Raw genomic sequence first — 25,690 nt, forward strand, 5'->3', positions numbered from 1 at the left:
CCCGCCCCCGCGCGCTGGCGCCCCCGCCCGCCGCCCACCCCGGGGGGGCGCCCGCCAGCCACCCGGTGACCCGGGCGGCGAAGCCGGGCCCCTCACGGCCCAGTACCACCCCCCCGCGCCCCCCCCGGCCGGCCCCTTCGGGGGTCCGGACGAGCAACATCCCGGTGCGGTGGACCAGGGCCCTGGTGCGGGCGCCGCCGCGGCCCGCACTGCCGGCCGCCGCGGCCCGCAGCAGCGCGTCGAGCACGATCGGGTCCCGGTGCGCACCGCCCTGCTCGAAGTCCAGCAGCACTTCCAGCAGCTCGTCCCGCAGCGGCTGCGAGGCCGGGCTGCCGGGTGAGGCCAGCACCCCGGCGAGCGCGCCGCGGACCGGCGCGGTCGCGGGCCGGTCCCGGAGCAGCCCGGTCAGCAGGGGGAGCAGCAGGGCACGGGCGGCGGGCCCCTGCTCCAGCCTGCGGTCGAGGTAGGCCGCCGCGTGCACCGTGTCCTCGGGGTGGCTGTCGACGTACGCCCGGACGAGCCCGGCGGCGTGCAGGGCGAGCGCGGGGGCATCGATCCCGGCCAGAGCACGCAGCACGTCGCCCGCACGGTCCCCGGACCGCACGAGCCGGTCGCGGAAGGCGGTCAGCACCTGCTCGGGGTGCGTGGGCAGCGCGACGGCGAGCGCGGCCGGGGACGGCCGGGGGCCGCCCGCGGCGAAGACGCGGAGCGCCTGCGGCAGATAGCGGTCCCTGGTCCGCGGATCGGCCACGAGCCGGGTCAGCGCGGGCCCGTGCAGATCGGTGTCCCCGGGGCGGGCCAGCAGGGCGAGGGCGGAGCGGCGCAGCAGGTCCCGGTCGGCGTCGCGGGTGAGGTTCGGTGCGACGACCGCTCCGTACGAGGCGGCCGCGATCCGCCGGGCGCGGCGGTCGTCGTCGCGGGACCACCGCTCGACGGCCCGGCACAGCGCCGAGGGCTCGTCCTCGGCCAGCGCGGCGAGCAGTTCCCCGGCGCGCGGGTGGTCGGTCGACACGAGCGCGTCGGTCAGATCGTCCACGGCGAGATCGCGGCGGGCGTACAGGAGGGCCTGCGCGGCCGCCGCGACGGTCGGGCGCATCGCCACTCCCTCCTCGGCGGCGAGCGGCCGCTCATCGGTGAACCAGGCGCACAGGAGCGGCTGGAGGGTACGCGGATGGGCGGCGAGCCGCCGTGCCACCGCGTCCAGGAAGCGCCCGCCGTCCGCGTCGCCCTCGCCGCGCGGCGGTCCGTCGGCGGGGACGAGCCGCCGGAACAGGTCCATCCGGTCCGCCTCGGGCAGCCGCAGCCGCCGCCAGAACCACGGCCCGAACTCGGCGTACACCCCCTGCGCACCGGACCCGCCCGCCACGGCCGAGCTGCGGACGACGCGCCCGGTGAGCAGCCGGAGCACCCCGAGATGCGGTCGGGCGTCGGGCACTCGCAGCAGTGTCCCGGCGAGCAGGTGCGCGGCCCACCAGCGGGCGTCGGGGGGCGGGCAGCCACTGCGCTCGGCGGAGGCGGCGCCGGAGGCCGTGCGCGAATCGGTGACGGCGACGAGGTCCGAACCCGGACCGGTGGTGACGATTCCAGAGGCGTCGCGCGGACCGGTGACAGCGCCGGAGGGCGTACCCGGCCCGAGAGCGGCTGCCCGCCCCGCCGGCAGCCGGTCCAGCGCCTCGATCAGGTCGGCCAGCCGGTGTGCCAGCGCGGCGGGGCCCTGGCGGCGGCCCAGGAGCAGCAGCGCCTGGATCACGGGGCCGATCCGATGGCGCGGCACCGGCAGGGTGCGCGGCTCCGCGTCCCCGGCCCCCCCGACGGCAGCGGAAGCGGCAGCGGGCACGGGCACGGGCGAGCTGCCGGGCCCGTCCGCGGCACCCGGGCGGCGGGGGTGCGGAACCCGCGCGCCGCTCTCCCCCTTGGCGGCACCCGGGGCATGCCAGCGGTGCACCAGGGCCCGCAGCGCGGCGTCCACGTCCAGATGCGCGCCCTGGACCCAGTCCCCCAGCTCCTCGTGCGCGAAGCGGTAGCCCGCCCCCGCCGGGACCAGCAGCCCCTCGGTGAGCACGGCCGACGCCCAGCCGGTGCGCCACGGGAAGAGGTGCTCGAACGCGGCCCGGTCCAGCTCCCCCTGGCCCGGCCCCAGACAGCGCCGGGCCGCCTCGTGGACCTGCCCCGCCACCCGCGCCGCCAGCCGCCGTACCGCCGTGCCCCTCGGCGCCGGGCGGCACTCGGCGGCGATCCGGACCGCGATGCGCAGGCACATCAGGTCCAGGTACGCGCCGAAGACCTCCTCCGTACCGGGCCGCCCCGGCGTGTCCGGGGGCAGGGCCGCGCGTACCTCCGCCAGCAGCCGCAGGGTGAGCGGGTGCCGGTCGTGGCCGGCGGCGAGCGCGTCGGGCGGGAGCGCGTACCGCTGCCGGGCCAGCTCGGTCTGGCCCACCGTGAGGTCGTCGATGCGCAGGGCGGACGGCAGCCGCCCGGCGGGCGTGGCCGGGCGGTGCAGCGCCCCGGGCGGACAGAGCGCGCCGGCGGTCTCCCAGTGCTCGGGGCGGCAGGCGACGACGAGCCGCGCCCCGTTCTCCCGGAGCCAGCCGACCGTGCCCGCGCTCCACCGGGCCAGCCGGTGCGCCAGGACGGGCGGCATCTCCTCCGGACCGTCCAGCAGGACGAGCAGTGGGCTGCCGGAGTCCGCTGCCAGCCGGGCCACCCGTTCAGGGGTGGCGGCCCCCATGTCGCCGAGGGCCCCGGCGGCGGTGACGATGCGTCCGGCCTGTCGGAGCGTGCGGGTGATCGCGTCGGCCACGGAGGTGTCGTCAGCCAGCAGATCGGCGCCGCGCAGCCACAGGGTGAGCGCGGGCACCGGGCCGCGGGCCCGGCGGGCGGCGAGGGCGGCGAGTTCGGTGGTGCGGCCCGTGCCCGGCTCGCCGACCAGGCCCAGAACCACCGCGCTCTCCCCCGTGTCCGCCGCCGGACCGGCGGCGGCGAACGCGCTGAACTCCGCGGTGGCTTCGGGCCGTTCCACCGGATCGGGGCAGGTGTCCGGTCCGCCCGCCGAGCCGACGGACATGGCGGTCAGCTGGAGGGCCCCGGCCAGGTTCAGGTCCCGGCCGTAGCCGGGGACGCTCAGGGCGTTGCGCAGCAGCAGGGCACCCAGGGGTCCCCCGTCGCCCGCCCCGGCCAGCGGCACCGCGCAGCCGGCGGCGGCGTGTCCGGCCCGCAGGGCGGTGCCGAGAACCGCGATGACCGCGCCGGTGTCCGGGTCCAGGACCGGCCCGCCCACTGCGGCGCCGCCGAGCAGGAGCGCGTCGCGGCCGTCCGTACCGAGGGCCAGTTCCAGCGCCCGGCCGATCCGGTGGGTGGCGCCGCCCGCGGTGTAGGTCACCGGGGCCGGGCCCAGGACGCGTGCCTCGCGCCAGCCGTGGGCCGCGATCGTCACATACGTACCGGCCTCGATCCGCTCCCGCTCCACGATCGGCAGCGGCTGCGCGCCCAGCGCGCCCGGCCCGCCGGTGGACAGGAGCGCGAGATCCAGCTCGGGCAGGGCGGTGATGTCATCGGCCTCGACGCGGCAACTGCGTCCGTCCGTGCCGTGCAGGACGAGGTGTGCGACCCCGTCGACCGCCTCGTGACTGGTCACGACCGTGCCCCGGTCGTCCGCGACGAACCCGGTCCCCCTTGGCCGGCCGGCCGGATCGCACAGTTGTACCAGCGTCGCCCGGTCCCCGCATCCCATGATCCGACGTTAGGTCCGCCGTGATCGACACGGAGCGATCAGAGCGAAAGCGCCCCCGTTCGCACCCCTGATTCACTCCGAGCGCCTGCCCGTTGGGGTGAATCAGGGGCGTTCGCTGGACAGGAAGCAGCGCACGGAGTGATGCGGATCGTGGAGCGGGCACCGGGCCCGGCCCGCTCCACGGTGCGATGCGGGTGTCCGAGGCGCTCAGCCGAAGACGGCGAGGCTCTTGGCCTTGCCCTTCTGCTCCTCGACGAGGACCAGGAACCGCCCGTCGGGTCCGAAGACCGCGACCGGCCCCGGCGGGTACGCGGGCATGTCCAGCCGCATCCCGTTGAGCAGCAGCCTGGCCCGCCTCTCGTCGACGTCCCAGCGCGGGAAGGCCGAGGCGGCGGCCTCGGCCACCGGCATCACGACCAGCTCCTCCTGGTGCTGGTCCAGGGTCCTCGCCCCGTCGAGGCCGTACGGACCGACGCGGGTGCGCCGCAGCGCCGTGAGGTGCCCGCCCACGCCGAGTCCGGCGCCGAGGTCGCGGGCGATGGCCCGGATGTACGTACCGGAGGAGCAGACCACCGAGACGACCAGGTCGACCACCGGGGTGCCGTCCTCGGCGACGGCCTCGCGGACGTCGTAGACGTTGAAGGACGAGATGGTCACCGGCCGGGCCGGGATCTCGAACTCCTCGCCGCCGCGCACCCGCGCGTAGGACCGCTTGCCGTCGATCTTGATGGCGCTGACCTTGGACGGCACCTGCATGATGGCGCCGGTCAGTTCGGCGACACCCGCGTCGATGCCCTCGCGCGTCACTCCGGAAGCGTCGGTGGACGAGGTGATCTCGCCCTCGGCGTCGTCCGTGACGGTGTCCTGGCCGAGCCGGATCGTGCCGAGGTACTCCTTCTCGGTCAGCGCGAGATGGCCGAGGAGCTTGGTGGCCCGCTCCACGCCGAGCACGAGAACGCCCGTCGCCATCGGGTCCAGCGTGCCGGCATGGCCGACGCGGCGGGTCCTGGCGATGCCGCGCATCTTGGCGACGACGTCGTGCGAAGTGAAGCCGGACGGCTTGTCGACGATGACAAGGCCGTCCGGCGTCTTGTTCTGCGCTGTCATTCGGAGGCGGTGTCCTCGTCGGTCTCGTCCTCCGGCTTGCGGTACGGGTCGGCGTCGCCGGCGTACTTGGCGCCCGAGGACGCCTCGCGCACCTTGGCGTCCGAGGCCCGTGCCCGGTCGAGGAGGGTCTCGATCGCCTTGGCGTTCTCGGGCAGCGCGTCCGCCATGAAGGCGAGCGTGGGGGTGAACTTCGTCCCCGCCGCCGCACCGACCGCCGAGCGCAGGACGCCCTTGGCGCTCTCCAGGCCGGCTGCCGCGCTCGCCCGGTCCTCGTCGTCGCCGTAGACCGTGTAGAAGACCGTGGCCTCCCGCAGGTCGCCGGTGACGCGGGTGTCCGTGATGGTCACGTGCGTACCCAGGCGCGGGTCCTTGATTCCGCGCTGCAGTTTCTCGGCGACCACCTCCTGGATGAGGTCCGCCAGCTTCTTAGCCCGCGCGTTGTCGGCCACTGGTCCGTCTCCTTCTCGCTTTGGACCGACCGGGAATCAGGGGCGGCGTCGCGGGGCTGGGCACGCGACGCCACCCCCCGATTTCCGGTCGGTCCTACTCAATCGTCTTCGTCGCTGTGCAGCCGCCGCCGTACGGACAGCAGCTCCACTTCCGGCCGGCCGGCGATCAGCCGCTCGCACCGGTCCAGCACGTCCGTGAGGTGCCCGGTGTCCCCGGAGACCACGGCGAGGCCGATCTCGGCCCTGCGATGGAGGTCCTGGCCGCCCGTCTCCGCCACGCTCACCCCGTACTTGCGCTGGAGCTCGGCGACGATCGGACGGACCACGGAACGCTTCTCCTTCAGCGACCGTACGTCGCCGAGAAGCAGGTCGAAGGACAGTGTCCCCACATACATGTATGTCCGGATGTCCCGCCGGTTCGGGTTCGTGCCCCGCCAATGATTGGCAGGGACACAAGAACCGTACACGGAACGGCCGGGGCCGATCGACGGAAATACGACCCGTCGACCGGCCCCGACTGTTGAGGTACGGGTCAGCCTCGCGGCTTCTCGCGCATCTCGTACGTCGCGATGACGTCGTCGATCTTGATGTCGTTGAAGTTTCCGAGGTTGATACCGCCCTCGAAGCCTTCGCGGATCTCGGTGACGTCGTCCTTGAAGCGGCGCAGACCGGAGATGTTGAGGTTCTCCGCGATGACCTTGCCGTCGCGAAGCAGGCGCGCCTTGGTGTTGCGCTTGACCTCGCCGGACCGGACCAGCACACCGGCGATGTTGCCCAGCTTGGACGAGCGGAAGATCTCGCGGATCTCCGCCGTACCGAGCTCGACCTCTTCGTACTCCGGCTTGAGCATGCCCTTGAGGGCCGCTTCGATCTCTTCGATCGCCTGGTAGATGACCGAGTAGTACCGGACGTCCACACCTTCGCGGTCGGCCATCTGCGCGGCACGCCCTGCGGCGCGCACGTTGAAGCCGATCACGATGGCATCGGAGCCGGTCGCCAGGTTGATGTCCGACTCGGTGACCGCACCCACACCGCGGTGCAGGACCCGGATGTCGACCTCTTCACCGACGTCGAGCTGGAGCAGCGAGGACTCGAGAGCCTCCACCGAACCGGACGCGTCGCCCTTGATGATGAGGTTGAGCTCCTGGACCAGACCGGCCTTGAGCGCCTCGTCCAGGTTCTCCAGGGAGAACCGGACACCCTTGCGGGCGAAGTTGGCGTTGCGCTCACGAGCGGCACGCTTCTCGGCGATCTGACGGGCCGTACGGTCCTCGTCGACCACCAGGAAGTTGTCGCCGGCACCCGGGACGTTGGTGAGACCCAGCACGAGGACGGGGGTCGAGGGACCCGCTTCCTCGACGTTCTCGCCCTTGTCGTCGAGCATCGCGCGGACTCGGCCGTACGCGTCGCCGACGACCACCGTGTCGCCGATGCGCAGCGTGCCGCGCTGGACCAGGACGGTCGAGACGGCACCGCGGCCACGGTCGAGGTGGGACTCGATCGCAATACCCTGAGCGTCCTGCTCCGGGTTGGCCCGCAGGTCGAGCGAGGCGTCGGCGGTGAGGACGACGGCCTCCAGAAGAGCCTCGATGTTGAGGCCCTGCTTGGCGGAGATGTCGACGAACATCGTGTCGCCGCCGTACTCCTCGGCCACCAGACCGAACTCGGTGAGCTGACCGCGCACCTTGACCGGGTCCGCACCCTCGACGTCGATCTTGTTGACCGCGACCACGATCGGCACGTCGGCCGCCTTGGCGTGGTTCAGCGCCTCGATCGTCTGGGGCATCACACCGTCGTTCGCCGCCACCACGAGGATCGCGATGTCGGTGGACTTCGCACCACGTGCACGCATGGCGGTGAACGCCTCGTGACCCGGGGTGTCGATGAAGGTGATCCTGCGGTCCTCGCCATTGACCTCGGCGCCGACCTGGTACGCACCGATGTGCTGCGTGATACCGCCGGCCTCGCCCGCAACGACGTTCGTCTTGCGGATCGCGTCCAGCAGTCGGGTCTTACCGTGGTCGACGTGACCCATGACGGTCACGACCGGCGGACGGGAAACCAGGGCCTCTTCGCCGCCCTCGTCCTCGCCGAACTCGATGTCGAAGGACTCGAGCAGCTCGCGGTCCTCCTCCTCGGGGCTGACGATCTCCAGGACGAAGTTCATCTCGTCCGCGAGCATCTTCAGCGTCTCGTCCGGGACGGACTGCGTGGCAGTGACCATCTCGCCGAGGTTCATCATCACGCCGACGAGCGACGCCGGGTTCGCGTTGATCTTCTCCGCGAAGTCCGTGAGTGAGGCACCGCGAGACAGCCGGACAGCCTGCCCGTTGCCGCGGGGCAGCATGACGCCGCCCACCGACGGGGCCTGCATCGACTCGTACTCCTGGCGCCTCTGCCGCTTCGACTTGCGGCCACGACGCGCGGGACCGCCGGGACGGCCGAAGGCACCCTGTGTGCCACCACGGGCACCGGGACCACCGGGACGACCGCCGAAGCCGGGACGACCGCCGAAGCCGCCGCCACCACCCGGACGACCGGGAGCGCCACCGCCGCCACCGGGACGACCGGCGAAACCGCCGCCACCGCCACCGGGACCGGCCGGACGGCCTGCGAAGCCGCCGCCACCGGGACGGCCTGCGCCGCCACCGCCGCCGGGACGACCGCCGCCGCCACCACCGGGACCACGGCCACCGCCGGGGCCACCACCGGGACGCGGGCCGGCAGCGGGACGCTGCGGCATCATGCCCGGGTTGGGACGGTTACCACCGCCGGCGCCGGGGGCGCCGCCGGGACGAGGAGCCTGCGGGCGCGGCATGCCGCCCGGAGACGGACGTGCGCCGCCCTGACCCTGACCCTGCGGGCGCGGGGCGCCGCCGGGGCCGCCCTGCGGACGCGGGGCGCCGGGGCGCTCAGCGCCGCCACCGGGACGCGGGGCGCCACCGGGACGGGGCGACTGCGGACGGGCCATGCCCGTCGAGCCGCCGGAGGTGAACGGGTTGTTGCCCGGACGGGGACCCGCCGGACGTGCGCCGGGACGCGGGGCGCCCTGGCCTGCGGGACGTGCCGGACGGTCGCCGCCACGGGCACCGTCGCGCTCGCCGCCACGGCCGCCGTCACGCTGACCGCCCTCGCGGCCACCGTCACGCTGACCGCCGGCCGGAGCCGGACGGGCAGAGCCACCGGCGGGACGCGGTCCCGGGGTGGCACCCGCGGGACGCGGGGCCTGCTGCTGCTGCGGCGCGGCCGGCTGTGCCGGGGCCGGGGCCGAGAACTCGGCCGCGGGCACCGGTGCCACCGGGGCGGGCTTCACGGGTGCGGGCTTGGGGCCCGGACGCGGGCCCGCGGACGGCGCGGAGGCCGCAGCGGGGGTGCTGCTCTCCGGAGCCTCGGCAGCGGCCGGCTTGGCAGCCGGTTCGCCGGGCTTCGGGGCAGCGGGACGTGCCGCAGCGGCCGGGGAGGGCGCTGCGGGCTTCACAGGGGCGGCCTTGCGGGGCGCGCCAGGCTTTGCAGCGGACTTGCCGGCGGCGTTGCCACCGGGACCCTGCAGTGCGTCAGTCAACTTGCGTACAACCGGCGCCTCGATCGTCGAGGACGCCGAACGTACGAATTCACCGAGTTCTTGGAGCTTGGCCATGACGACCTTGCTCTCAACCCCGAACTCCTTGGCGAGTTCGTATACCCGGACCTTAGCCACTTCGCTCCTTTTAGGTCCGGGTTACCGCCGGACCGTCGCTACTTCATGGGCGTACTCATCGCGTACTCATCGAGTGCTCATCGCAATCTCGACCTACTTCCAACTCGCGAGGTACCTGACCGCACGGGGACCCGTGCCGTTCAATTTCCTGTTCCTACGGTGTCACCCGTCCGACGAACCGCTGTACCGCGGCGGGATCGAACGGCCCCTTGGCCTTGAAGGCCCGGGGGAATGCCCGGCGGCGAACCGCCAGGTCGAGACAGACAGATTCGGGGTGTACGTACGCACCCCGGCCGGGCAGCGTACCGCGAGGGTCGGGGACGCATGCGTCCCCATCCGCCACGATGCGCAGCAGCTCGCTCTTGGCCGCTCGCTCCCGGCATCCCACACAGGTTCGCTCAGGGCAAGCGCGGGCGTGCGTCCGGCCAGACACGTTTAAGTCTACCTCCCCGTACCGACCTCACCTGTTTGGGGCAACGATCGAACGGATGTTGTCGTGATCTCAGCGGCATACCGACGAGATTCATTCCCTGTGGCCCGGTCCGGGCCGGGGCAGGGCGCGCTGTCGGAGCCGCGCCCGGCCCGTCTCCGGATCAGCTCCGCTCGGCCCGCTCCCGGGCCCGCTCGGCCCGCTCGCGGTCGGCCACATCGCGCTCGGCGTCGGTCTCGGTGTCCGGGCGGATGTCGATGCGCCAGCCGGTCAGGCGGGCGGCGAGACGGGCGTTCTGCCCCTCCTTGCCGATCGCCAGCGACAGCTGGTAGTCGGGCACGGTGACCCGGGCGGAGCGCGCGCCGAGGTCCACGACCTCGACCTCGCTGACCCGGGCGGGCGACAGCGCGTTGGCGACCATCTCGGCCGGGTCGTCCGACCAGTCCACGATGTCGATCTTCTCGCCGAGCAGCTCGGCCATGACATTGCGCACACGGCCGCCCATCGGGCCGATGCAGGCGCCCTTGGCGTTGAGGCCGGAGCGGGTGGAGCGGACCGCGATCTTGGTGCGGTGGCCGGCCTCGCGGGCGATCGCGCAGATCTCGACGGAACCGTCGGCGATCTCCGGGACCTCCAGCGCGAAGAGCTTCTTCACCAGGTTGGGGTGGGTCCGCGACAGCGTCACCGACGGACCGCGCACGCCCTTGGCCACCCGTACGACGTAGGTCCGCAGCCGCAGGCCGTGGGTGTACTCCTCGCCGGGCACCTGCTCCTGCACCGGCAGGATGGCCTCCAGCTTGCCGATGTCGACCAGGACGTTCTTGGGGTCCTTGCCCTGCTGGACGACGCCGGTGACGACATCGCCCTCGTGGCCCGCGTACTCGCCGAACGTCCGGTCGTCCTCGGCATCGCGCAGCCGCTGGAGGATGACCTGCTTGGCGGTGGTCGCGGCGATCCGGCCGAAGCCCGACGGGGTGTCGTCGAACTCCTTGGGCTCCTGGCCCTCCTCCAGATCGGCCGGGTCCTCCTTGGCCCACACCGTCACATGGCCACGCTCGTCCAGCTCCACCCGCGCCCGGCGGTGGCTGCCGTCCGTGCGGTGGTACGCGATGAGGAGGGCCGATTCGATCGCCTCGACGAGCACGTCGAACGGAATCTCCTTGTCCTGCGCCAAGCCCTTCAGAAGCTTCACATCGATGTCCACGGCTACGCCTCCTCTTCCTTCTTGTCCTTGCGGTTGAATTCCAGCTCCACGCGCGCCTTGGCGATCTCGTCGAAGGCGATCCGGCGGGACGTGGGCTTGCGGCCCTTGACGCCCGGCACCTCGAGATCGAGGCCCTCGTCGTCGACCGCGAGGATGCGGGCCACCAGCTCGCCGCCCTCGCGCAGCTGGAGCCTGGCCAGCCGGCCCGTGGCACGTACGTAGTGGCGGTGCTCCGTCAGCGGGCGGTCGGCACCGGGAGAGCCGACCTCCAGGACGTACTCTTCCTCGCCCATCACATCGGTCTCGTCGAGCCGCGCGGAGATCGCCCGGCTCAGTTCCGCGCAGGTGTCCAGCTCCACGCCCTCTTCGGAGTCCACGATGATCCGCAGCACCCGGCGGCGGCCGGCCCGGGACACTTCGATCTCTTCCAGATCCAGCTGCTCGGCGCTGACGAGCGGTTCTACCAGCCCGCGCAGCCTCTCGCTCTGGGTGGTGCTCATCCGGGTGACTCCTCGGCCGCGTGTGCTGTTGTGGGGATCGTCGCGTGTCTGGTCAAAGGGTATCCGGTCCCGAGGGGTGTTGCCGTCCGCCGGCCCCCCGAGCGCGGGTACGCTCGCCTGCGGTGATCACTTCCGGACACATCCGGTCAAGACAGGTCCAGGCCCGAAGGAGAACACGTGCGGCGCACGGGGACGACGCGCAGGGGCGCGCTCACCGCGACGGGAGCGATCGCCGTGGGGGCGGTACTGGCCGGCTGCGGAAGCGACGGCGACGACGAGGGCGGCGGCCGGAAGGGTTCCGCGCACACCGACGCCCGGACCGCGTCCGACAGCTCGTCGGCGGTGCGGTCGGAGACGTCGCTGCGGAAGCAGGCCGTCGGAGTGGCCACGTCGCTCCTCGGGCAGTACGAGAACGTGCTCGCCGCCCATCCGGCGACCGCAGCCGGGCTCACCCCGCTGCGCGACGCCGTCCGCGCCCACGCCAAGGCCCTCTCCCCGGCCGGGGCGGCCTCGCCCCAATCCGTCCGGACTCGGCCCGCCGGCGGCCGCCGGGAGGCCGTCAAGGCGCTGGCCGCCGCCGAGCGCCGTGCCGCGGCCTCGCACACGGCGGCCCTGCTGGAGGCGCCCCCGGAGCTGGCCCGGCTGCTCGCCTCGGTCGCGGCGGCCGCTTCGGCGCACTCCTACCTGCTGACCGAACTGGCCAAGGAGACGAAGGCGTGAGCGACGAGGACGTGCGCGACGGGGCCCTGAAGGCCGCACAGGCGGCGCTGGCCGCCGAACACGCCGCGGTGTACGGCTACGGGGTCGCGGGCGGCCGGGTCGCCGCGGGCCGCCGGGCCGAGGCCACCGCCGCCCACCACGCCCACCGGGCCCGCCGCGACTCACTGGTGCGGACGGTGCGCGGCCTGGGCGGTGAGCCGGTGGCGGCGGACCCCGCGTACGCTCTGCCGTTCGCGGTGCCCGGCCCGGCCGCGGCGGTGCGGCTCGCCGCCGTGCTGGAGGACCGGGTCGCGGACGTCTACTCCGACCTCGTACGGGCCGCCAAGGGCCCGCTGCGGCGGGAGGCCGCGGACGCGTTGCGGGAGGCCGCGGTGCGCGCGGTGCGCTGGCGGGGCAGCGGCGTACCCTTTCCCGGGCTCGCCGAGCGGGCCGCCGACGGCTCCCGCAAGGACGGTGCCGGTGAGAAGGACAAGGCGAGGGGTGCCGACGCGAGGATCGGTTCCGATGCGAAGGGCCGGACCGGCACGACGCACTGAAGCAGGCTCTGAAAGGGAACACGGCACGTATGGGTTTTGAACCGCCGCAGCGTCTAATGCGAGCGCTCGGCGAGTCGTACGGGGATACGGCCGCCGGGGAATGGCTCGCGGGGCTTCCCGCACTGACCGGGCAAGCGCTGGCCGGGACCGGGCAGGAGCTGTCCGTGGACCGGGTCGCGGCCCCGGGCGGGCGCAGCAGCCTGGTCCTCCTGGTGCGAGGCGGTGACGGCACCCCGGCAGCGCTGAAGATCTCCCCGTCCGGGGCTGTGCCCGAGCTCGAAAGGGCGGCGCTGGCGCACTGGAACGGCTGGGGCGCGGTGCAACTGATCGCGCCGGGTGAGGACCTGCTCCCCGGGCACCCCGCCGCCGGCGCCCTGCTGCTGGAGCGGCTGCACCCCGAGGTGTCGCTGCGTTCGCTGCCGGAGGCGAAGGCCCTGCTGGAGGCGGCGGGCACGGTACGGCGGCTGTGGGTCGAGCCGCCCGCCGGTCACGCCTTCGAGACGGTCGCCGAACGGACCGCGCCGCGGACCGGTCCCATGCGGGCCGCCGCCGAGGCCGATCCGGACCTGGAACCCCTGGTCTCGGCGGCCCTGGCAGCGCGCGAGGAACTGGTCGCCCACTCCCCCGAAACCCTGCTGCTGCACGGCAACTTCCGGCAGAGCAAGGTGCTCGCGGGCGAGCGCGCGCCCTGGCTGACGGTCGGGCCCGAGCCGCTGGTCGGCGAGCGGGCCTACGATCTGGCGCGGCTGGTGCGGGACCGGGTCGAGGATCTGATCGCCTCGCCGGGTGGCGCGGTGACGGCCCGGCGCAGGATCAAGAAACTCGCGGACGCGCTGGAGGTGGACCGGGAGCGGCTGCACGGCTGGACGCTGTTCCGCGCGGTGGAGTCCGGTACCCGGGCGCTGGCCGCCGGCCGCGGCCAGGAGGGCGAAGTGACGCTGGAGTTCGCGGGCTGGCTGTAGCTCCCGCAGGCAGGAGGGCGCCGCACGGATGTCCGTGCGGCGCCCTCCTGCGTGTGGTGAGTGGTCAGCCCTGCTCGGTGAGGCGGGCGATCGCCTCGTCGACGGTGAGCTCCTCGCGCTCGCCGGTGCGGCGGTCCTTCAGCTCCAGGACGCCCTCGGCGGAGCGGCGGCCGGCGACCAGGATCTGCGGGACGCCGATGAGCTCGGAGTCGGTGAACTTCACACCCGGCGAGATGCCGGGCCGGTCGTCGACCAGGACGCGCAGACCGGCCGCGCCCAGCTTCTCGGAGACGTCGAGGGCCAGTTCGGTCTGGAGCGCCTTGCCCGCGGCGACGACGTGCACATCGGCCGGGGCGATCTCGCGGGGCCAGCACAGGCCCTTGTCGTCGGCGGTCTGCTCGGCGAGGGCGGCCACCGCGCGGGAGACGCCGATGCCGTACGAGCCCATCGTGACGCGGACGGGCTTGCCCTGCTGGCCGAGCACGTCGAGGGAGAAGATGTCGGCGTACTTGCGGCCGAGCTGGAAGATGTGGCCGATCTCGATGGCGCGGTCCACCTGGAGGCCGGTGCCGCAGTTGGGGCAGGGGTCGCCCGCCTCGACGACGACGACGTCGAGGTAGTCGTCGACCTCGAAGTCACGGCCCGCGACGACGTTCTTCGCGTGCGTGCCCTCCTTGTTGGCGCCCGTGATCCAGGCGGTGCCGGACGCGATGCGCGGGTCGGCGATGTAGCGGACCTTCTCCAGGCCCTGCGGGCCGACGTAGCCGCGTACCAGGTCGGGGCGGCCCACGAAGTCCTCGGCGGTGACGAGCTCGACGACGGCGGGGGCGAGGTGCTCCCCGAGCTTGCCGAGGTCGACCTCGCGGTCGCCGGGCACGCCCACGGCCACGATCTCGCCGTCGACCTTGACCAGGAGGTTCTTCAGGGTGGCGGAGGCCGGGACGCCGAGGTGGACGGCGAGGGTCTCGATGGTCGGGGTGTCGGGGGTGTCCAGCTCCTCGACCGCACCGGTGCCCGAGGCGTCGCCCGGGGTGGCCTTGTAGGTCACGGCCTCGGTGTTGGCCGCGTAGTCACAGCCCGGACAGTCGACGAACGTGTCCTCGCCGGCCGGGGCGGGCGCGAGGAACTCCTCGGACGCCGAGCCGCCCATGGCGCCGGAGACGGCGGAGACGATGCGGTGGTCGAGGCCGAGCCGCTCGAAGATCCGGATGTAGGCGGCGCGGTGCAGCCGGTACGCCTCGGCGAGACCCTCGTCGGTGGTGTCGAAGGAGTACGAGTCCTTCATCTGGAACTCGCGGCCGCGCAGCACTCCGGCGCGGGGGCGGGCCTCGTCGCGGTACTTGGTCTGGATCTGGTAGAGGATCACGGGCAGGTCCTTGTAGGACGAGCACATGTCCTTGACGACCTGGGTGAAGATCTCCTCGTGGGTGGGGCCCAGGAGGTAGTCGGCGCCCTTGCGGTCCTTGAGCCGGAACAGCAGGTCGCCGTACTCCTCGTACCGGCCGCTCGCCTCGTACGCCTCCTTGGGCAGCAGCGCGGGGAGCAGGACCTCCTGGCCGCCGATGGCGTCCATCTCCTCGCGGACGACGCGGCTGACGTTGTCCAGGACCTTCTTGCCGAGCGGCAGCCAGGACCAGATGCCGGCGGCGGTGCGACGTACGTATCCGGCCCGGACGAGCAGCTTGTGGTTGAGCGTCTCGGCGTCCGCCGGGTCGTCGCGCAGTGTCTTGATCATCAATCGGGACATGCGCTGGACCTGGGCCATGGTGAACTCCTGCTCGGAAGGGTGATGTGCAGGAGGTTAGCCGGGCGGCGGGGGCGGGCGGAAATCGATTGGGTCACTCACGCGTCCGGCGGAGCAGCGGAAGCGGTGCTCCCATGACCGCGTACGGCTTGGGAGCGCTGGGGAAGAGCACCTGCCGGGCCAGGTCCTGGTAGCCGAGGGAGCGGTACAGACCGCGTGCCGGGCTCTCCGTGTCGATCGCGGAGAGGATGGAGCGTGGCTGGTCGACGGCGTCGGTGACCGTGGTGATCAGGGCGCGGCCGATCCCGCGGTTCTGGAACTCCGGGTGGACGTGCAGTTCGGTGATCACGAAGGAGTCGTCGAGCCAGCGCGTGGAGCCGGTGGCGCGCAGATAGGGCTCGACGACGGTGGACCACCAGTGGCCGCGTTCGTTCGGCATGCCGTAGACGAAGCCGACGAGCCGGTCGTCGGGGGTCAGGGCGCCCAGCGCGCGGGCGCGGGGGTGGTCGAGGTGTCTGAGGACGATATGGCGGCGCACTTCGATCTCGACGGCGCCGAGGCCGAACGCGACGGCCTGCACGGCGAGCGCCTCGTCCACGCGTGCGGCGAGATCGATCGGTCCGATCCGGACGCTGGGAGTGTGGGGGCCGCCCCCGGAAGCTGCTGCCATGGACAGACCCTACTGTCCGTGGCGGGGTGCGGGGTACGGGTCGGCGCGGGCCGGGGGCGGCGCCGGCGGCCGGGTCAGAACAGGACGCTCATGAACGCGCCGACCTCGCGGAAGCCGATCCGGCTGTACGACCTGCGCGCGGGGGTGTTGTAGTCGTTGACGTACAGGCTGACGATCGGCGCGACCTCGGTCAGCGCGTGGCGCAGAACGGCTGCCATGCCGGTCTCGGAATACCCGCGGCCGCGGAATTCCGGGGCGACCCAGACTCCTTGGATCTGGCAGGCCTGTGAGGTGGTCGCGCCGATCTCGGCCTTGAAGACGACCTTGCCGTCCTGGATCCGGGCGAACGAGCGGCCGGTGGCGACGAGTTCGGCGACGCGGGCCTGGTAGAGGAGTCCGCCGTCGCCCGCGAGCGGGGAGATGCCTACCTCCTCGGTGAACATGGCCACGCAGGCCGGCATCAGGACGTCCATCTCGTCCTTGCGGACGCGGCGGACCTGCGGATCGGGCGCCACGTCGGCGGCTGGGCTCTCGGCGACCATGAGCGGCTGGTTGGCCCGGACCTCGCGGGCGGGGCCCCAGCCCGGTTCGAGCAGCCGCCACAGCTGTGCGGTCCGCTCGGCGGGGCCGACGATCGAGGAGCAGCGGCGGCCGGCCCTGCGGGCCCGGTCGGCGAAGGCCCTGACGGCTTCGGGGGTGGCGCAGATGGGGACGAGATTGGCCCCGGAGTAACAGAGGGACCGCAGCCGCCCGTCGGCGTACCAGCCCCACATCTCGCCGCCGAGGCGCCAGGGGTCGAGGCCCGCGATCTGGACCCGGGAGGTCACGAAGGCGTTGGCTACGGGTTCGCTCTCCAGCACCGCGAGCGCGGCGCCGAGGTCGCTGGGTTCGAGGACCCGGGTGGTGGTCTGCGTCAACACGAGGGGGCCTCACCATACGGTCTGCTGATTTCCGCACTGTACCGAAAGAGGCAGGGGGCCGCCGCTCGTGGCCGTGAACAGCTTCCGCGGAAGGCGGTGAGCCCGCTCACGGGCAACGCCCCGCGGAAGTTCTCCGGCGGGGCGCTGTCCTGGCTTTCACGGGGTTCTTGGGGTTCAGCTGATGGAGACCTCGGGCTCGCCGGAGGCGATGCCGTCCTTCTCCATCTGTTCGGCGATCTTCAGGGCTTCCTCGATGAGGGTCTCGACGATCTTCGACTCGGGCACCGTCTTGATGATCTCGCCCTTGACGAAGATCTGGCCCTTGCCGTTGCCGGACGCGACGCCGAGGTCGGCCTCGCGGGCCTCGCCGGGGCCGTTGACGACACAGCCCATCACGGCGACGCGCAGCGGCACCTCCATGCCCTCCAGACCGGCGCTGACCTGGTCCGCGAGCTTGTACACGTCCACCTGGGCGCGGCCGCACGAGGGGCAGGACACGATCTCCAGGCGGCGCTGCTTCAGGTTCAGCGACTCCAGGATCTGGAGCCCGACCTTGACCTCCTCGGCCGGCGGCGCGGACAGCGAGACGCGGATCGTGTCGCCGATGCCCTCGCTGAGCAGGGCGCCGAAGGCGACGGCCGACTTGATGGTCCCCTGGAACGCCGGTCCGGCCTCGGTCACGCCGAGGTGGAGCGGGTAGTCGCTCTGTGCGGCGAGCTGCCGGTAGGCGTTGACCATCACGACCGGGTCGTTGTGCTTGACCGAGATCTTGATGTCCCGGAAGCCGTGCTCCTCGAAGAGCGACGCCTCCCAGAGGGCCGACTCCACCAGTGCCTCGGGGGTCGCCTTGCCGTACTTCTTCAGCAGTCGCGCGTCCAGCGAACCGGCGTTGACCCCGATCCGGATCGGGGTCCCGGCGTCATTGGCGGCCCGCGCGATCTCCTTCACCTTGTCGTCGAACTGCTTGATGTTCCCCGGGTTCACCCGCACCGCCGCGCAGCCCGCGTCGATCGCCGCGAAGACGTACTTCGGCTGGAAGTGAATATCCGCGATCACCGGGATCTGCGACTTCCGCGCGATCGTCGCGAGCGCGTCGGCGTCGTCCTGCGTCGGGCACGCCACCCGCACGATCTGGCACCCCGACGCCGTCAGCTCCGCGATCTGCTGCAGAGTCGCACCGATGTCGGACGTACGCGTCGTCGTCATCGACTGCACCGAAACCGGCGCGTCCCCGCCGACCGCCACCGATCCGACCTGGATCTTGCGGCTGACCCGCCGTACGGCGAGCTGGGTCGGAACGGTAGGCATTCCGAGAGAAATCGCAGTCATGCGCTGAGCATCCCCAAGGTGTGGATCAACGTCCCGAGATCGGCGGGCTCCGACCTTCGAGGTTACGGCACCGAGGACAACGTGAGGCACACGCCGTCCGGCTTCCGCACAAAATGTGGGCCGCCGGACGGATCGTGCGCGTCCGCGGTCGCTCGGGTTACATCAGGTGTGACCGTCTCACGGGTCAGCTGATCTTGACCGGATTGACGACGTCGGCCACCAGGACGAGCAGGGTGAAGCAGATGAACGCTCCGGCGACCACGTAGGCGACGGGCATCAGCTTGGCGACGTCGAAGGGGCCGGGGTCGGGGCGCTTGAAGACGCGCGCCACGTTCCGCCGGATCGCCTCCCACAGCGCTCCCGCGATGTGACCGCCGTCGAGCGGCAGCAGCGGCAGCATGTTGAAGAGGAACAGCGAGAGGTTGAAGCCGGCCAGCAGGAACAGCATCATCGCGATCTGGTTCTGCGCCGGAACGTCCAGCGTCATCACCTCGCCGCCGATCCTGGCCGCACCGACGACACCCACCGGGGAGTCGGCCGCACGGTCGCCGTCCGAGAAGGCCGCGTTCCAGAGGTCCGGGATCTTGGACGGCAGGGCGATGATCGAGTCGACGCCGTTCTCGATCATGTCGCCCATGCGGACGACCGAGTCACCGAAGGAGAGTGGGATGATCTCCGTCTGCGCCGCGAATCCGAGGTAGCCGGCGGAGACGAACTTCCCGGGGATCACCTCGCCGTCGGAGTCCTTCTTCGCCACCGCGTTCTTCTTGAGCACGGCGTGCAGGGTCTGCTCCTGGCCGTCGCGCTGGACGGTGATGGTGGCGGGGCCGATCGTGTCGCGGATCCGGTCGGAGAGCGTGGACCACTCGTCGATCTTCTGGCCGTTGAAGGCGACGATCTTGTCGCCCTCCCGGAGTCCGGCCGCCTGGGCGGGCGAGACCGGGTCGGACTTCTTGCAGGCCTCCCGCTTCTCGCTCTGGGAGATCACACACTTCTGGACGCCGGCGACCTCGGTCGTCTGGGTCTGGAACCCGAAGGTCATGGCCACGCCGAGGAAGATCGCGACGGCCAGGATCAGGTTCATGAACGGTCCGGCGAACATGACGATCACGCGCTTCCACGGCTTGCGCGTGTAGAAGAGACGCTTCTCGTCGCCCGGCTCCAGCTCCTCGAAGGCGGCCGACCTGGCGTCCTCGATCATGCCGCGCCACGGCGAGGTGGAGCGCGCCTCCAGCCGCCCGTCCGGGCCGGGCGGGAACATCCCGATCATGCGGATGTAGCCGCCGGCCGGGATGGCCTTGATCCCGTACTCCGTGTCGCCCTTCTTGCGCGACCAGACCGTCGGGCCGAAGCCGACCATGTACTGGGGGACGCGGATACCGAAGAGCTTCGCCGTCGAGAGGTGTCCCAGCTCGTGCCAGGCGATGGAGAACAGCAGGCCGATGGCGAAGACAGCGATGCCCAGAACGGTCAACAGGACCGACGTCATACTCATGCGCGCGCCTCCGCTGCGGCCTTGGCCGAGAGTTCAAGGGCCCGGGTCCGTGCCCAGGCCTCCGCTTCAAGGACGTCCGCGACGGTCAGTGAAGTTCCCGTCGGCGGCGTTCCGTGTTCGGCCACCACCGCCGTGACGGTGTCCATGATGGCGTTGAACGCCAGCCGCCCGGCCAGGAAGGCGTCCACGCACTCCTCATTGGCCGCGTTGAACACCGCCGGTGCGGTGCCGCCCAGCGTGCCCACGTGCCGGGCGAGCCCGACGGACGGGAACGCCTCGGTGTCCAGCGGGAAGAACTCCCAGGACGAGGCCTTCGACCAGTCGAAGGCGGGGGCGGCGTCGGGGACGCGCTGCGGCCAGCCGAGACCGATGGCGATCGGTCCGCCCATGTCGGGCGGGGTGGCCTGGGCGAGGGTGGAGCCGTCGGTGAACTCCACCATGGAGTGGACGTACGACTGGGGGTGGACCACGACCTCGATGCGGTCGAAGGGGATGTCGTAGAGGAGGTGCGCCTCGATGACCTCGAGCCCCTTGTTGACCAGGGTCGCCGAGTTGATCGTGATGACCGGGCCCATGGCCCAGGTCGGGTGCGCGAGCGCCTGTTCCCTCGTGACGTCCGCGAGCTCGCTCCTGGTGCGTCCGCGGAACGGGCCGCCGGACGCGGTGACGACGAGCTTGCGCACGTCGCCGCGCTTGCCGGCCGCCAGCGCCTGGAAGAGGGCGGCGTGCTCGGAGTCGACCGGGATGATCTGGCCCGGCGCGGCCAGTGCCTTGACCAGCGGACCGCCGACGATCAGCGACTCCTTGTTGGCGAGTGCCAGGGTGCGGCCCGCCTTGAGCGCGGCGAGCGTGGGCGCGAGGCCGATCGAGCCGGTGATCCCGTTGAGCACGGTGTGGCAGTCACCGGCGGCCAGTTCCGTGGCCGCGTTCGGGCCGGCGAGGATCTCGGGGAGCTGTTCCCCGGTCCCGTACTCCTGCCGCAGCGCCTCGCGCAGGGCGGGCACCGCTTCGGGAGCGGCGACCGCCACCGTGCGCACCCGCAGTCGGCGTGCCTGTTCGGCGAGGAGGGCGACCCGGCCGCCCGCCGCGGAGAGCGCGGTGACACGGAAACGGTCGGGGTTACGCAGCACCAGGTCGATGGCCTGGGTGCCGATGGACCCGGTGGAGCCGAGGATGACGAGATCCCGGCGGCCTTCCACGGCGTCGAAGACGAGGTGCGGGTCTGCTAGGGGGGCAGGGCTGTCGCTCATGGCCCCCATTGTTGCCGCATCCGCTGTGTGCGTGGACAGGGCGCCCCCGGCGCCGGCCCGTGACTGCTCGTTCATCGCGGCCTCAGCCCTTCGCCGCACGGAACTTCGCCCACTGGGCGGCCATGATCTCGGGCGGGACTCCGCCGATGTCCTTGGTGGAGGTGATCTCCGCGCGGAAGGCGAGGGTGGTGGAGCCGGAGCGGACGACGGTGAGGTACTCGTACAGCTTCTCCTTCCCCTTCACGTCGAGGATGGTGAAGCGGTACGCCTTCGACTCATCGGCCTCGGAGGCGAAAGCGGGGGCCTTGGCGGGCTCGACCTTCAGGTACTTCGCACGGGCGACGGCCCGCTGCTCGGTGAAGCCTCCGGCGCAGTCCCGGCCGGCCTTGCCGAGTGCCTTCATGACGGTGGCCGCCCCGCCGTCCCCGTAACCGCGCAGCGTGACGTCGACGGTGACGCCGAGCATCTCCTCCGGGACGTCGGCCTTGCGCTGCACCTGGGCGGTGGGGTCGGGGTCGCTGACCTCAGCGGCGAGGCTGACGAGCGGCTGGCATCCGGCCGGGTCCGCGGTGTAGTCGTCGCCGAGGGGGCCGCCGAGCGCGTACTCGGACGCGGTGTACGTGCCGACGCTCTCGCCGTCGGTGAAGGAGGCGGCCTTCAGCCGTGCCTCGTCGGGCGCCCGCGTTCCGGAGTGCTCGGCCGAGGCCTTGCCGCCCTTGTCCGCGCCGGCGGAGCCGCCCTTGCCGTCGTCGTCGCTGCCGCAGGCGGATACGCCCAGGGCCATCGCGGCCGCGATCCCGACGGCGGCCACCCGGTGCCGCCGTCCCCGCGGATTCCTCGCCCCGTGCATGTCTGTCCCCTTGTTCGCTTTGTTCGCTGGTTTCCCGTTGCCCGTCGCGCTCCCGGCCGACGCTCGATTGTGCTGCATCCCGCCGGTCCGGGACACCGGCGGGCCGGTCGCCCTCAGAAATGCGTGGTGACGCCGAACTCCCGGCGGAGCAGGGCCATGTCGTGCAGGTCGGCCGGGCCGGGGTCGTAGCCCTGGTGGAACTCGACCTGCTGCCGCACCGAGATGCAGCGCACCGGTGTCCCGCCGACGGTGCCGGTGACGAAGCACTCCGCCGGGTAGCGGAACGGCTCGCGCGGGTCGAACGACGACTGGGTCGCCGATCCGTCGGGGGCGAACTCCAGTGGATGCAGGTCGATTCCGGACCCGGACGGATGGCTGAGGACGAACCGTACGGGCCGCCAGTCAACCGTCTGCGCGTAGCCGGCCGCCACCAGGGCGGCGACGAGGGCGGGTTCCTGTTCACGCCGGTGCAGCAGGTCGAGGTCCTGGTGGGGGCGGGTCTCCTCGCCGACCAGCGCGTCGATCCCCCAGCCACCGGCGATCACCACGTCCGTACCGGCCTCGCGCAGCAGGGAGAGCACGGAGAGGACATCGGAGGCGGACATCATGCCGCGGAGACTATCCCTGAGCCGCGGGCGCCCGTCCAGGATTTCCCGGGCCGGGCTCCGGCCGGGCCGGGAGCTGCGCGAACGCGGCGAAGGCCTCGTGGAACCCGGGGAACGTCTTGCGTACGCAGCCGGGGTCGTCGTAGGTGAGGCCGGGGGTCCGCAGGCCGGCGACGGCGAACGACATGACGATGCGGTGATCGCCGTGGGTGGCGATCTCCGCGGCCCGCGGGGTGCCCGGCCTGATCTCGATCCAGTCCGGGCCCGTCGTGACCGTGACGCCCATCCGCCGCAGGTTCCCGGCGCACGCCTCCAGCCGGTCGCACTCCTTCACGCGCGTGTTGCCGACGTCCTCGATGCGCACCGGCCCCGAGGCGTGGGGGCGATCGCCGCCAGCGTCGGCATGGTGTCGGAGATGTCGCGCATGTTGACGGTGAGGCCTCGGAGCGTACCGGTGGAGCGGACCGTGGTGGAGTCGGCGGTCGTGCGCACCTCGGCGCCCATCCGGCGCAGTACGTCGACGAACCCCAGATCTCCCTGGAGGGCGTCCCGGCCGAGTCCGGGGACGGTGACCTCCCGGCCGGTGAGGGCCGCCGCCGCGAAGAAGTAGCTCGCGGAGGAGGCGTCCGGCTCGACGGCGTACGTGGTGGCCCGGTAGCCGCCCGGCGGCACCGTGAAGACGTTGTCGCCGGGGCCTCCGCGGGTGACCTCGACGCCGAAGCCGCGCATCATCGCGAGGGTGATCTCGATGTAGGGCGCCGACACCAGTTCCGTGACGGTGATCCGGAGCCCCTCGGCCGTCAGCGGTCCGAGCATCAGGAGCGCGGTGAGGTACTGGCTGGACTGCCCGGCGTCCAGGGTCAGTTCGCCGCCCCTGATGCCCGCGGCGGCGATCCGCAGCGGGTGGTGGCCCTCGGCCCCCTCGTGGTGGAGGTCGACGCCGAGGGCCCGCAGCGCCTCGGTGAGCGGGGCGAGGGGGCGGCGGCGCATCTGCGCCGAGGCGTCGAAGCGGTAGGTGCCGCGGGCCCCGGCCGCGGCGAGCGTCGGCAGGAAGCGGGCCGTGGTCGCGCCGTCGCGGCAGTAGATGTCGGCTTCGGTGGCGGCGGGCCCGGAGGGGCGGCCGGTGATCCGCCAGCGCTCCGCCTCCCGCACTACCTGGTAGCCGAGGCCGGTGAGCCCTTCGGCGAAGCCCTCGGTGTCGTCGGAGCTCAGCGGACGTACGAGCGTGCTGGTGCCGTTCGCGGCGGCGGCCAGGAAGAGGGCGCGCGCGGTGACGGACTTGGAACCGGGGACGTGGATGACGGTCACGGGTCCCCATCCTGCCGTGCCGCACGCGCGGCGGCGGGGCGCGTCCAGCGAGTGGACGCGCCCCGCCCGGTCCGGCGTCAGGCGCTCAGCGGATGGGCCGGTGCACGTTGTCCCGGGTGGAGGGGCCGGGGGTGGCGTCGGCGATCCACGGGCCTTCGCCGCTCGGGTCGACGATGCCCTCCTCCAGCCAGGTGTACGTACCCGACAGGACGCCGTCGACCACGCGCCGGTCCAGGTCGTCGGTGTTGGACCACAGCCGGGTGAAGAGTTCCTCGATCCGGACGCGGGACTGGTGGCAGAAGGCGTCGGCGAGCTGGTACGCCTCGCGGCCGTGGTCGTCGCCGGTGCGCAGGAGTTCGGCCCGGACGCAGGCGGCGCTCATCGCGAAGAGTTCCGCGCCGATGTCGACGATCCGGCCGAGGAAGCCCTGTTTGGTCTCCATCCGGCCCTGCCAGCGCGACATGGCGTAGAAGGTGGAGCGCGCCAGCTTGCGGGAGGAGCGCTCGACGTAGCGCAGATGGCCGGACAGGTCGGCGTGGCCCGCGGGGTGGAACTCCCCGTAGGTGCCCGGAAGCTGTCCGGGTCCGGCGACGAGCCTGGGCAGCCACCGGGCGTAGAAGCCGGCGGCGTTGGCGCCCGCCTTCGCCTTGGCGGAGAGCGGCTTGTCGGGGTCGATGATGTCCCCGGCGACCTTCAGGTGGGCGTCGACCGCCTCCCGGGCGATCAGCAGGTGCATGATCTCCGTCGAGCCCTCGAAGATCCGGTTGATGCGCATGTCCCGGAGCATCTGCTCGGCGGGGACGGCCCGTTCACCGCGGGCGGCGAGGGACTCCGCCGTCTCGAAGCCGCGGCCGCCGCGGATCTGGACGAGTTCGTCGGCCATCAGGCAGCCCATCTCGGAGCCCAGCAGCTTGGCGAGCGCGGCCTCGATCCGGATGTCGTTGCGGTTCTCGTCGGCCATCTGGGAGGCGAGGTCGACGACCGCTTCGAGGGCGAAGGTGGTCGCGGCGATGAAGGAGATCTTCGAGCCGACCGCCTCGTGCCGGGCGACCGGCCTGCCCCACTGCTCGCGGACCGCCGACCACTCGCGGGCGATCTTGAGACACCATTTCCCGGAGCCGACGCACATGGCGGGCAGCGAGAGCCGTCCGGTGTTGAGGGTGGTGAGCGCGATCTTGAGCCCGGCGCCTTCCGGTCCGATCCGGTTGGCCGCGGGGACGCGGACCTCGTGGAAGCGGGTGACGCCGTTCTCCAGTCCGCGCAGGCCCATGAAGGCGTTGCGGTTCTCCACGGTGATGCCGGGGGCGTCGGCCTCGACCACGAAGGCCGTGATGCCGCCCTTGTGGCCCTCCGACTTCGGGACCCGGGCCATGACGACGAGCAGATCGGCGACGACCCCGTTGGTCGTCCACAGCTTCACCCCGTCGAGCACGTAGTCGGAGCCGTCCGGGACGGCGGAGGTCGCCAGGCGTGCCGGGTCGGAGCCGACGTCCGGTTCGGTGAGGAGGAAGGCCGAGATGTCGGTACGGGCGAGCCGGGGCAGGAAGGTGTCCTTCTGCTCCTGGCTGCCGAAGATCTTCAGCGGCTGGGGCACGCCGATGGACTGGTGGGCGGAGAGCAGGGCGCCGATCGCCGGGCTGGCGGAACCGACCAGGGCGAGGGCCTTGTTGTAGTACACCTGGGTCAGGCCCAGACCGCCGTACTTCACGTCGATCTTCATGCCCAGCGCGCCGAGTTCCTTGAGGCCGTTGACCACCTCGTCGGGAATCCTGGCCTCGCGCTCGATCAGGGCCCCGTCGATCCTGCTGTCGCAGAACTCGCGCAGCCGGGCGAGGAACTCCTCGCCGCGCCGGACGTCCTCGCCGGCCGGCAGCGGATGCGGGTGGATCAGGTCCAGGCGGAAGCGGCCCAGGAAGAGTTCCTTGGCGAAACTGGGTTTGTGCCAGTCCCGCTCACGCGCGTCCTCGGCCACTTGGCGCGCTTCACGCTCGGAGACCTTGGGCGTGTGCTGTGGTGCGGACGGCCGTTGTGCGGATGGTGCGGACATGAGGAGCTCACCTCGCCGCTTCGTCGGGGGACTTCTACTTGTCCGTATGTACCCGATTCCTGCCGGTGCCACCATCCTCAGGACGCCGATCGGGTCGGCCGCCACTCCAGTGACCTGTACAGCTGGCGGAATACGGA

At 72.3% G+C, this 25,690-nt stretch carries 20 protein-coding genes and 1 pseudogene; 3 read left to right on the forward strand and 18 right to left on the reverse strand.

The features are described from left to right. From AB0I52_RS08385 to rimP, 8 genes are all read right to left on the reverse strand, one after another. Positions 1–3,730: serine protease (locus tag AB0I52_RS08385; RefSeq protein WP_363070210.1), on the reverse strand; the 3,730-nt coding region annotated here is incomplete at its 3' end. 207 nt (positions 3,731–3,937) lie between these two features. Then, complete coding sequence (truB, locus tag AB0I52_RS08390; RefSeq protein ID WP_363070212.1) at positions 3,938–4,837, reverse strand: tRNA pseudouridine(55) synthase TruB; 900 nt, start codon at positions 4,835–4,837, stop codon at positions 3,938–3,940. Beyond that, the gene (rbfA, locus tag AB0I52_RS08395; RefSeq protein WP_363070214.1) at positions 4,834–5,286 is read right to left on the reverse strand and encodes a 30S ribosome-binding factor RbfA; all 453 of its coding nucleotides are present in this window, start codon (positions 5,284–5,286) and stop codon (positions 4,834–4,836) included. The genes truB and rbfA overlap by 4 nt, the downstream gene beginning before the upstream one ends. Before the next feature lie 98 nt (positions 5,287–5,384). Next, on the reverse strand, positions 5,385–5,681 hold the full coding sequence (locus AB0I52_RS08400; protein WP_362966493.1) for a DUF503 domain-containing protein: 297 nt from the start codon (positions 5,679–5,681) through the stop codon (positions 5,385–5,387). 137 nt (positions 5,682–5,818) lie between these two features. After that, positions 5,819–8,983, reverse strand: a complete 3,165-nt coding sequence (gene infB / locus AB0I52_RS08405; RefSeq protein WP_363070216.1) for a translation initiation factor IF-2 — start codon at positions 8,981–8,983, stop codon at positions 5,819–5,821. Positions 8,984–9,137: 154 nt separating this feature from the next. Then, entirely contained in the window at positions 9,138–9,416 is a 279-nt protein-coding gene (locus tag AB0I52_RS08410; RefSeq protein WP_362966489.1) for a YlxR family protein, read from the reverse strand. Between the two features lie 160 nt (positions 9,417–9,576). Next, positions 9,577–10,617, reverse strand: coding sequence for a transcription termination factor NusA (nusA, locus tag AB0I52_RS08415; protein ID WP_123462619.1), 1,041 nt, complete (start codon positions 10,615–10,617; stop codon positions 9,577–9,579). Between the two features lie 2 nt (positions 10,618–10,619). Then, positions 10,620–11,117 (reverse strand): ribosome maturation factor RimP, encoded by a 498-nt coding sequence (rimP, locus tag AB0I52_RS08420; protein WP_363070218.1) that lies wholly within the window; start codon positions 11,115–11,117, stop codon positions 10,620–10,622. Positions 11,118–11,294: 177 nt separating this feature from the next. Between rimP and AB0I52_RS08425 the strand changes: the two genes are divergently transcribed. Genes AB0I52_RS08425 through AB0I52_RS08435 form a run of 3 tightly spaced genes read left to right on the forward strand, consistent with a single transcriptional unit; the run spans position 11,295 to position 13,335 of the window. Next, complete coding sequence (locus tag AB0I52_RS08425) at positions 11,295–11,837, forward strand: hypothetical protein (RefSeq protein WP_363070220.1); 543 nt, start codon at positions 11,295–11,297, stop codon at positions 11,835–11,837. Between the two features lie 11 nt (positions 11,838–11,848). After that, on the forward strand, positions 11,849–12,373 hold the full coding sequence (locus AB0I52_RS08430) for a ferritin-like domain-containing protein (protein ID WP_363070457.1): 525 nt from the start codon (positions 11,849–11,851) through the stop codon (positions 12,371–12,373). A gap of 29 nt (positions 12,374–12,402) precedes the next feature. Next, the gene (locus AB0I52_RS08435; protein WP_363070222.1) at positions 12,403–13,335 is read left to right on the forward strand and encodes an aminoglycoside phosphotransferase family protein; all 933 of its coding nucleotides are present in this window, start codon (positions 12,403–12,405) and stop codon (positions 13,333–13,335) included. Between the two features lie 64 nt (positions 13,336–13,399). Here AB0I52_RS08435 and AB0I52_RS08440 read toward each other — a convergent pair whose 3' ends face one another. The 10 genes and pseudogenes from AB0I52_RS08440 to AB0I52_RS08485 form a co-directional block, all read right to left on the reverse strand. Further along, positions 13,400–15,100, reverse strand: coding sequence for a proline--tRNA ligase (locus tag AB0I52_RS08440; protein WP_363070224.1), 1,701 nt, complete (start codon positions 15,098–15,100; stop codon positions 13,400–13,402). A gap of 73 nt (positions 15,101–15,173) precedes the next feature. Beyond that, the gene (locus AB0I52_RS08445; RefSeq protein ID WP_363070226.1) at positions 15,174–15,749 is read right to left on the reverse strand and encodes a GNAT family N-acetyltransferase; all 576 of its coding nucleotides are present in this window, start codon (positions 15,747–15,749) and stop codon (positions 15,174–15,176) included. 74 nt (positions 15,750–15,823) lie between these two features. After that, complete coding sequence (locus tag AB0I52_RS08450; RefSeq protein ID WP_363070459.1) at positions 15,824–16,666, reverse strand: GNAT family N-acetyltransferase; 843 nt, start codon at positions 16,664–16,666, stop codon at positions 15,824–15,826. Positions 16,667–16,843: 177 nt separating this feature from the next. After that, on the reverse strand, positions 16,844–17,998 hold the full coding sequence (gene ispG / locus AB0I52_RS08455) for a flavodoxin-dependent (E)-4-hydroxy-3-methylbut-2-enyl-diphosphate synthase (RefSeq protein ID WP_363070228.1): 1,155 nt from the start codon (positions 17,996–17,998) through the stop codon (positions 16,844–16,846). A 184-nt stretch (positions 17,999–18,182) separates the two neighbouring features. Then, positions 18,183–19,493: a site-2 protease family protein gene (locus tag AB0I52_RS08460; RefSeq protein WP_363070230.1), complete on the reverse strand. Its 1,311-nt coding sequence runs from the start codon at positions 19,491–19,493 to the stop codon at positions 18,183–18,185. Further along, on the reverse strand, positions 19,490–20,752 hold the full coding sequence (gene dxr, locus AB0I52_RS08465; protein WP_363070461.1) for a 1-deoxy-D-xylulose-5-phosphate reductoisomerase: 1,263 nt from the start codon (positions 20,750–20,752) through the stop codon (positions 19,490–19,492). The genes AB0I52_RS08460 and dxr overlap by 4 nt, the downstream gene beginning before the upstream one ends. Positions 20,753–20,825: 73 nt before the next feature. Further along, positions 20,826–21,593 (reverse strand): hypothetical protein, encoded by a 768-nt coding sequence (locus AB0I52_RS08470; RefSeq protein WP_363070232.1) that lies wholly within the window; start codon positions 21,591–21,593, stop codon positions 20,826–20,828. A 113-nt stretch (positions 21,594–21,706) separates the two neighbouring features. After that, entirely contained in the window at positions 21,707–22,201 is a 495-nt protein-coding gene (locus tag AB0I52_RS08475; RefSeq protein ID WP_363070234.1) for an amino acid transporter, read from the reverse strand. A gap of 10 nt (positions 22,202–22,211) precedes the next feature. Beyond that, positions 22,212–23,506, reverse strand: a pseudogene (gene aroA, locus AB0I52_RS08480) (3-phosphoshikimate 1-carboxyvinyltransferase). Between the two features lie 85 nt (positions 23,507–23,591). Beyond that, positions 23,592–25,553 carry an acyl-CoA dehydrogenase family protein gene (locus AB0I52_RS08485; RefSeq protein ID WP_363070236.1) on the reverse strand — a complete coding sequence of 654 codons (1,962 nt, stop codon included), beginning with the start codon at positions 25,551–25,553 and terminating at the stop codon, positions 23,592–23,594. Positions 25,554–25,690: the final 137 nt, after the last annotated feature.

It is taken from the genome of Streptomyces sp. NPDC050423 (assembly GCF_040655445.1).
Taxonomy (GTDB): Bacteria; Actinomycetota; Actinomycetes; order Streptomycetales; family Streptomycetaceae; genus Streptomyces.

What these genes read in the sequence shown, in the direction of transcription:
- truB (WP_363070212.1), bottom strand. Translation starts at nt 4,837, where the DNA reads ATGACAGCGCAGAACAAGACGCCGGACGGCCTTGTCATCGTCGACAAG.
- AB0I52_RS08400 (WP_362966493.1), bottom strand. Translation starts at nt 5,681, where the DNA reads ATGTATGTGGGGACACTGTCCTTCGACCTGCTTCTCGGCGACGTACGG.
- rimP (WP_363070218.1), bottom strand. Translation starts at nt 11,117, where the DNA reads ATGAGCACCACCCAGAGCGAGAGGCTGCGCGGGCTGGTAGAACCGCTC.
- AB0I52_RS08435 (WP_363070222.1), top strand. Translation starts at nt 12,403, where the DNA reads ATGGGTTTTGAACCGCCGCAGCGTCTAATGCGAGCGCTCGGCGAGTCG.
- AB0I52_RS08440 (WP_363070224.1), bottom strand. Translation starts at nt 15,100, where the DNA reads ATGGCCCAGGTCCAGCGCATGTCCCGATTGATGATCAAGACACTGCGC.
- AB0I52_RS08445 (WP_363070226.1), bottom strand. Translation starts at nt 15,749, where the DNA reads ATGGCAGCAGCTTCCGGGGGCGGCCCCCACACTCCCAGCGTCCGGATC.
- ispG (WP_363070228.1), bottom strand. Translation starts at nt 17,998, where the DNA reads ATGACTGCGATTTCTCTCGGAATGCCTACCGTTCCGACCCAGCTCGCC.
- AB0I52_RS08460 (WP_363070230.1), bottom strand. Translation starts at nt 19,493, where the DNA reads ATGAGTATGACGTCGGTCCTGTTGACCGTTCTGGGCATCGCTGTCTTC.
- dxr (WP_363070461.1), bottom strand. Translation starts at nt 20,752, where the DNA reads ATGGGGGCCATGAGCGACAGCCCTGCCCCCCTAGCAGACCCGCACCTC.
- AB0I52_RS08470 (WP_363070232.1), bottom strand. Translation starts at nt 21,593, where the DNA reads ATGCACGGGGCGAGGAATCCGCGGGGACGGCGGCACCGGGTGGCCGCC.
- AB0I52_RS08475 (WP_363070234.1), bottom strand. Translation starts at nt 22,201, where the DNA reads ATGATGTCCGCCTCCGATGTCCTCTCCGTGCTCTCCCTGCTGCGCGAG.
- AB0I52_RS08485 (WP_363070236.1), bottom strand. Translation starts at nt 25,553, where the DNA reads ATGTCCGCACCATCCGCACAACGGCCGTCCGCACCACAGCACACGCCC.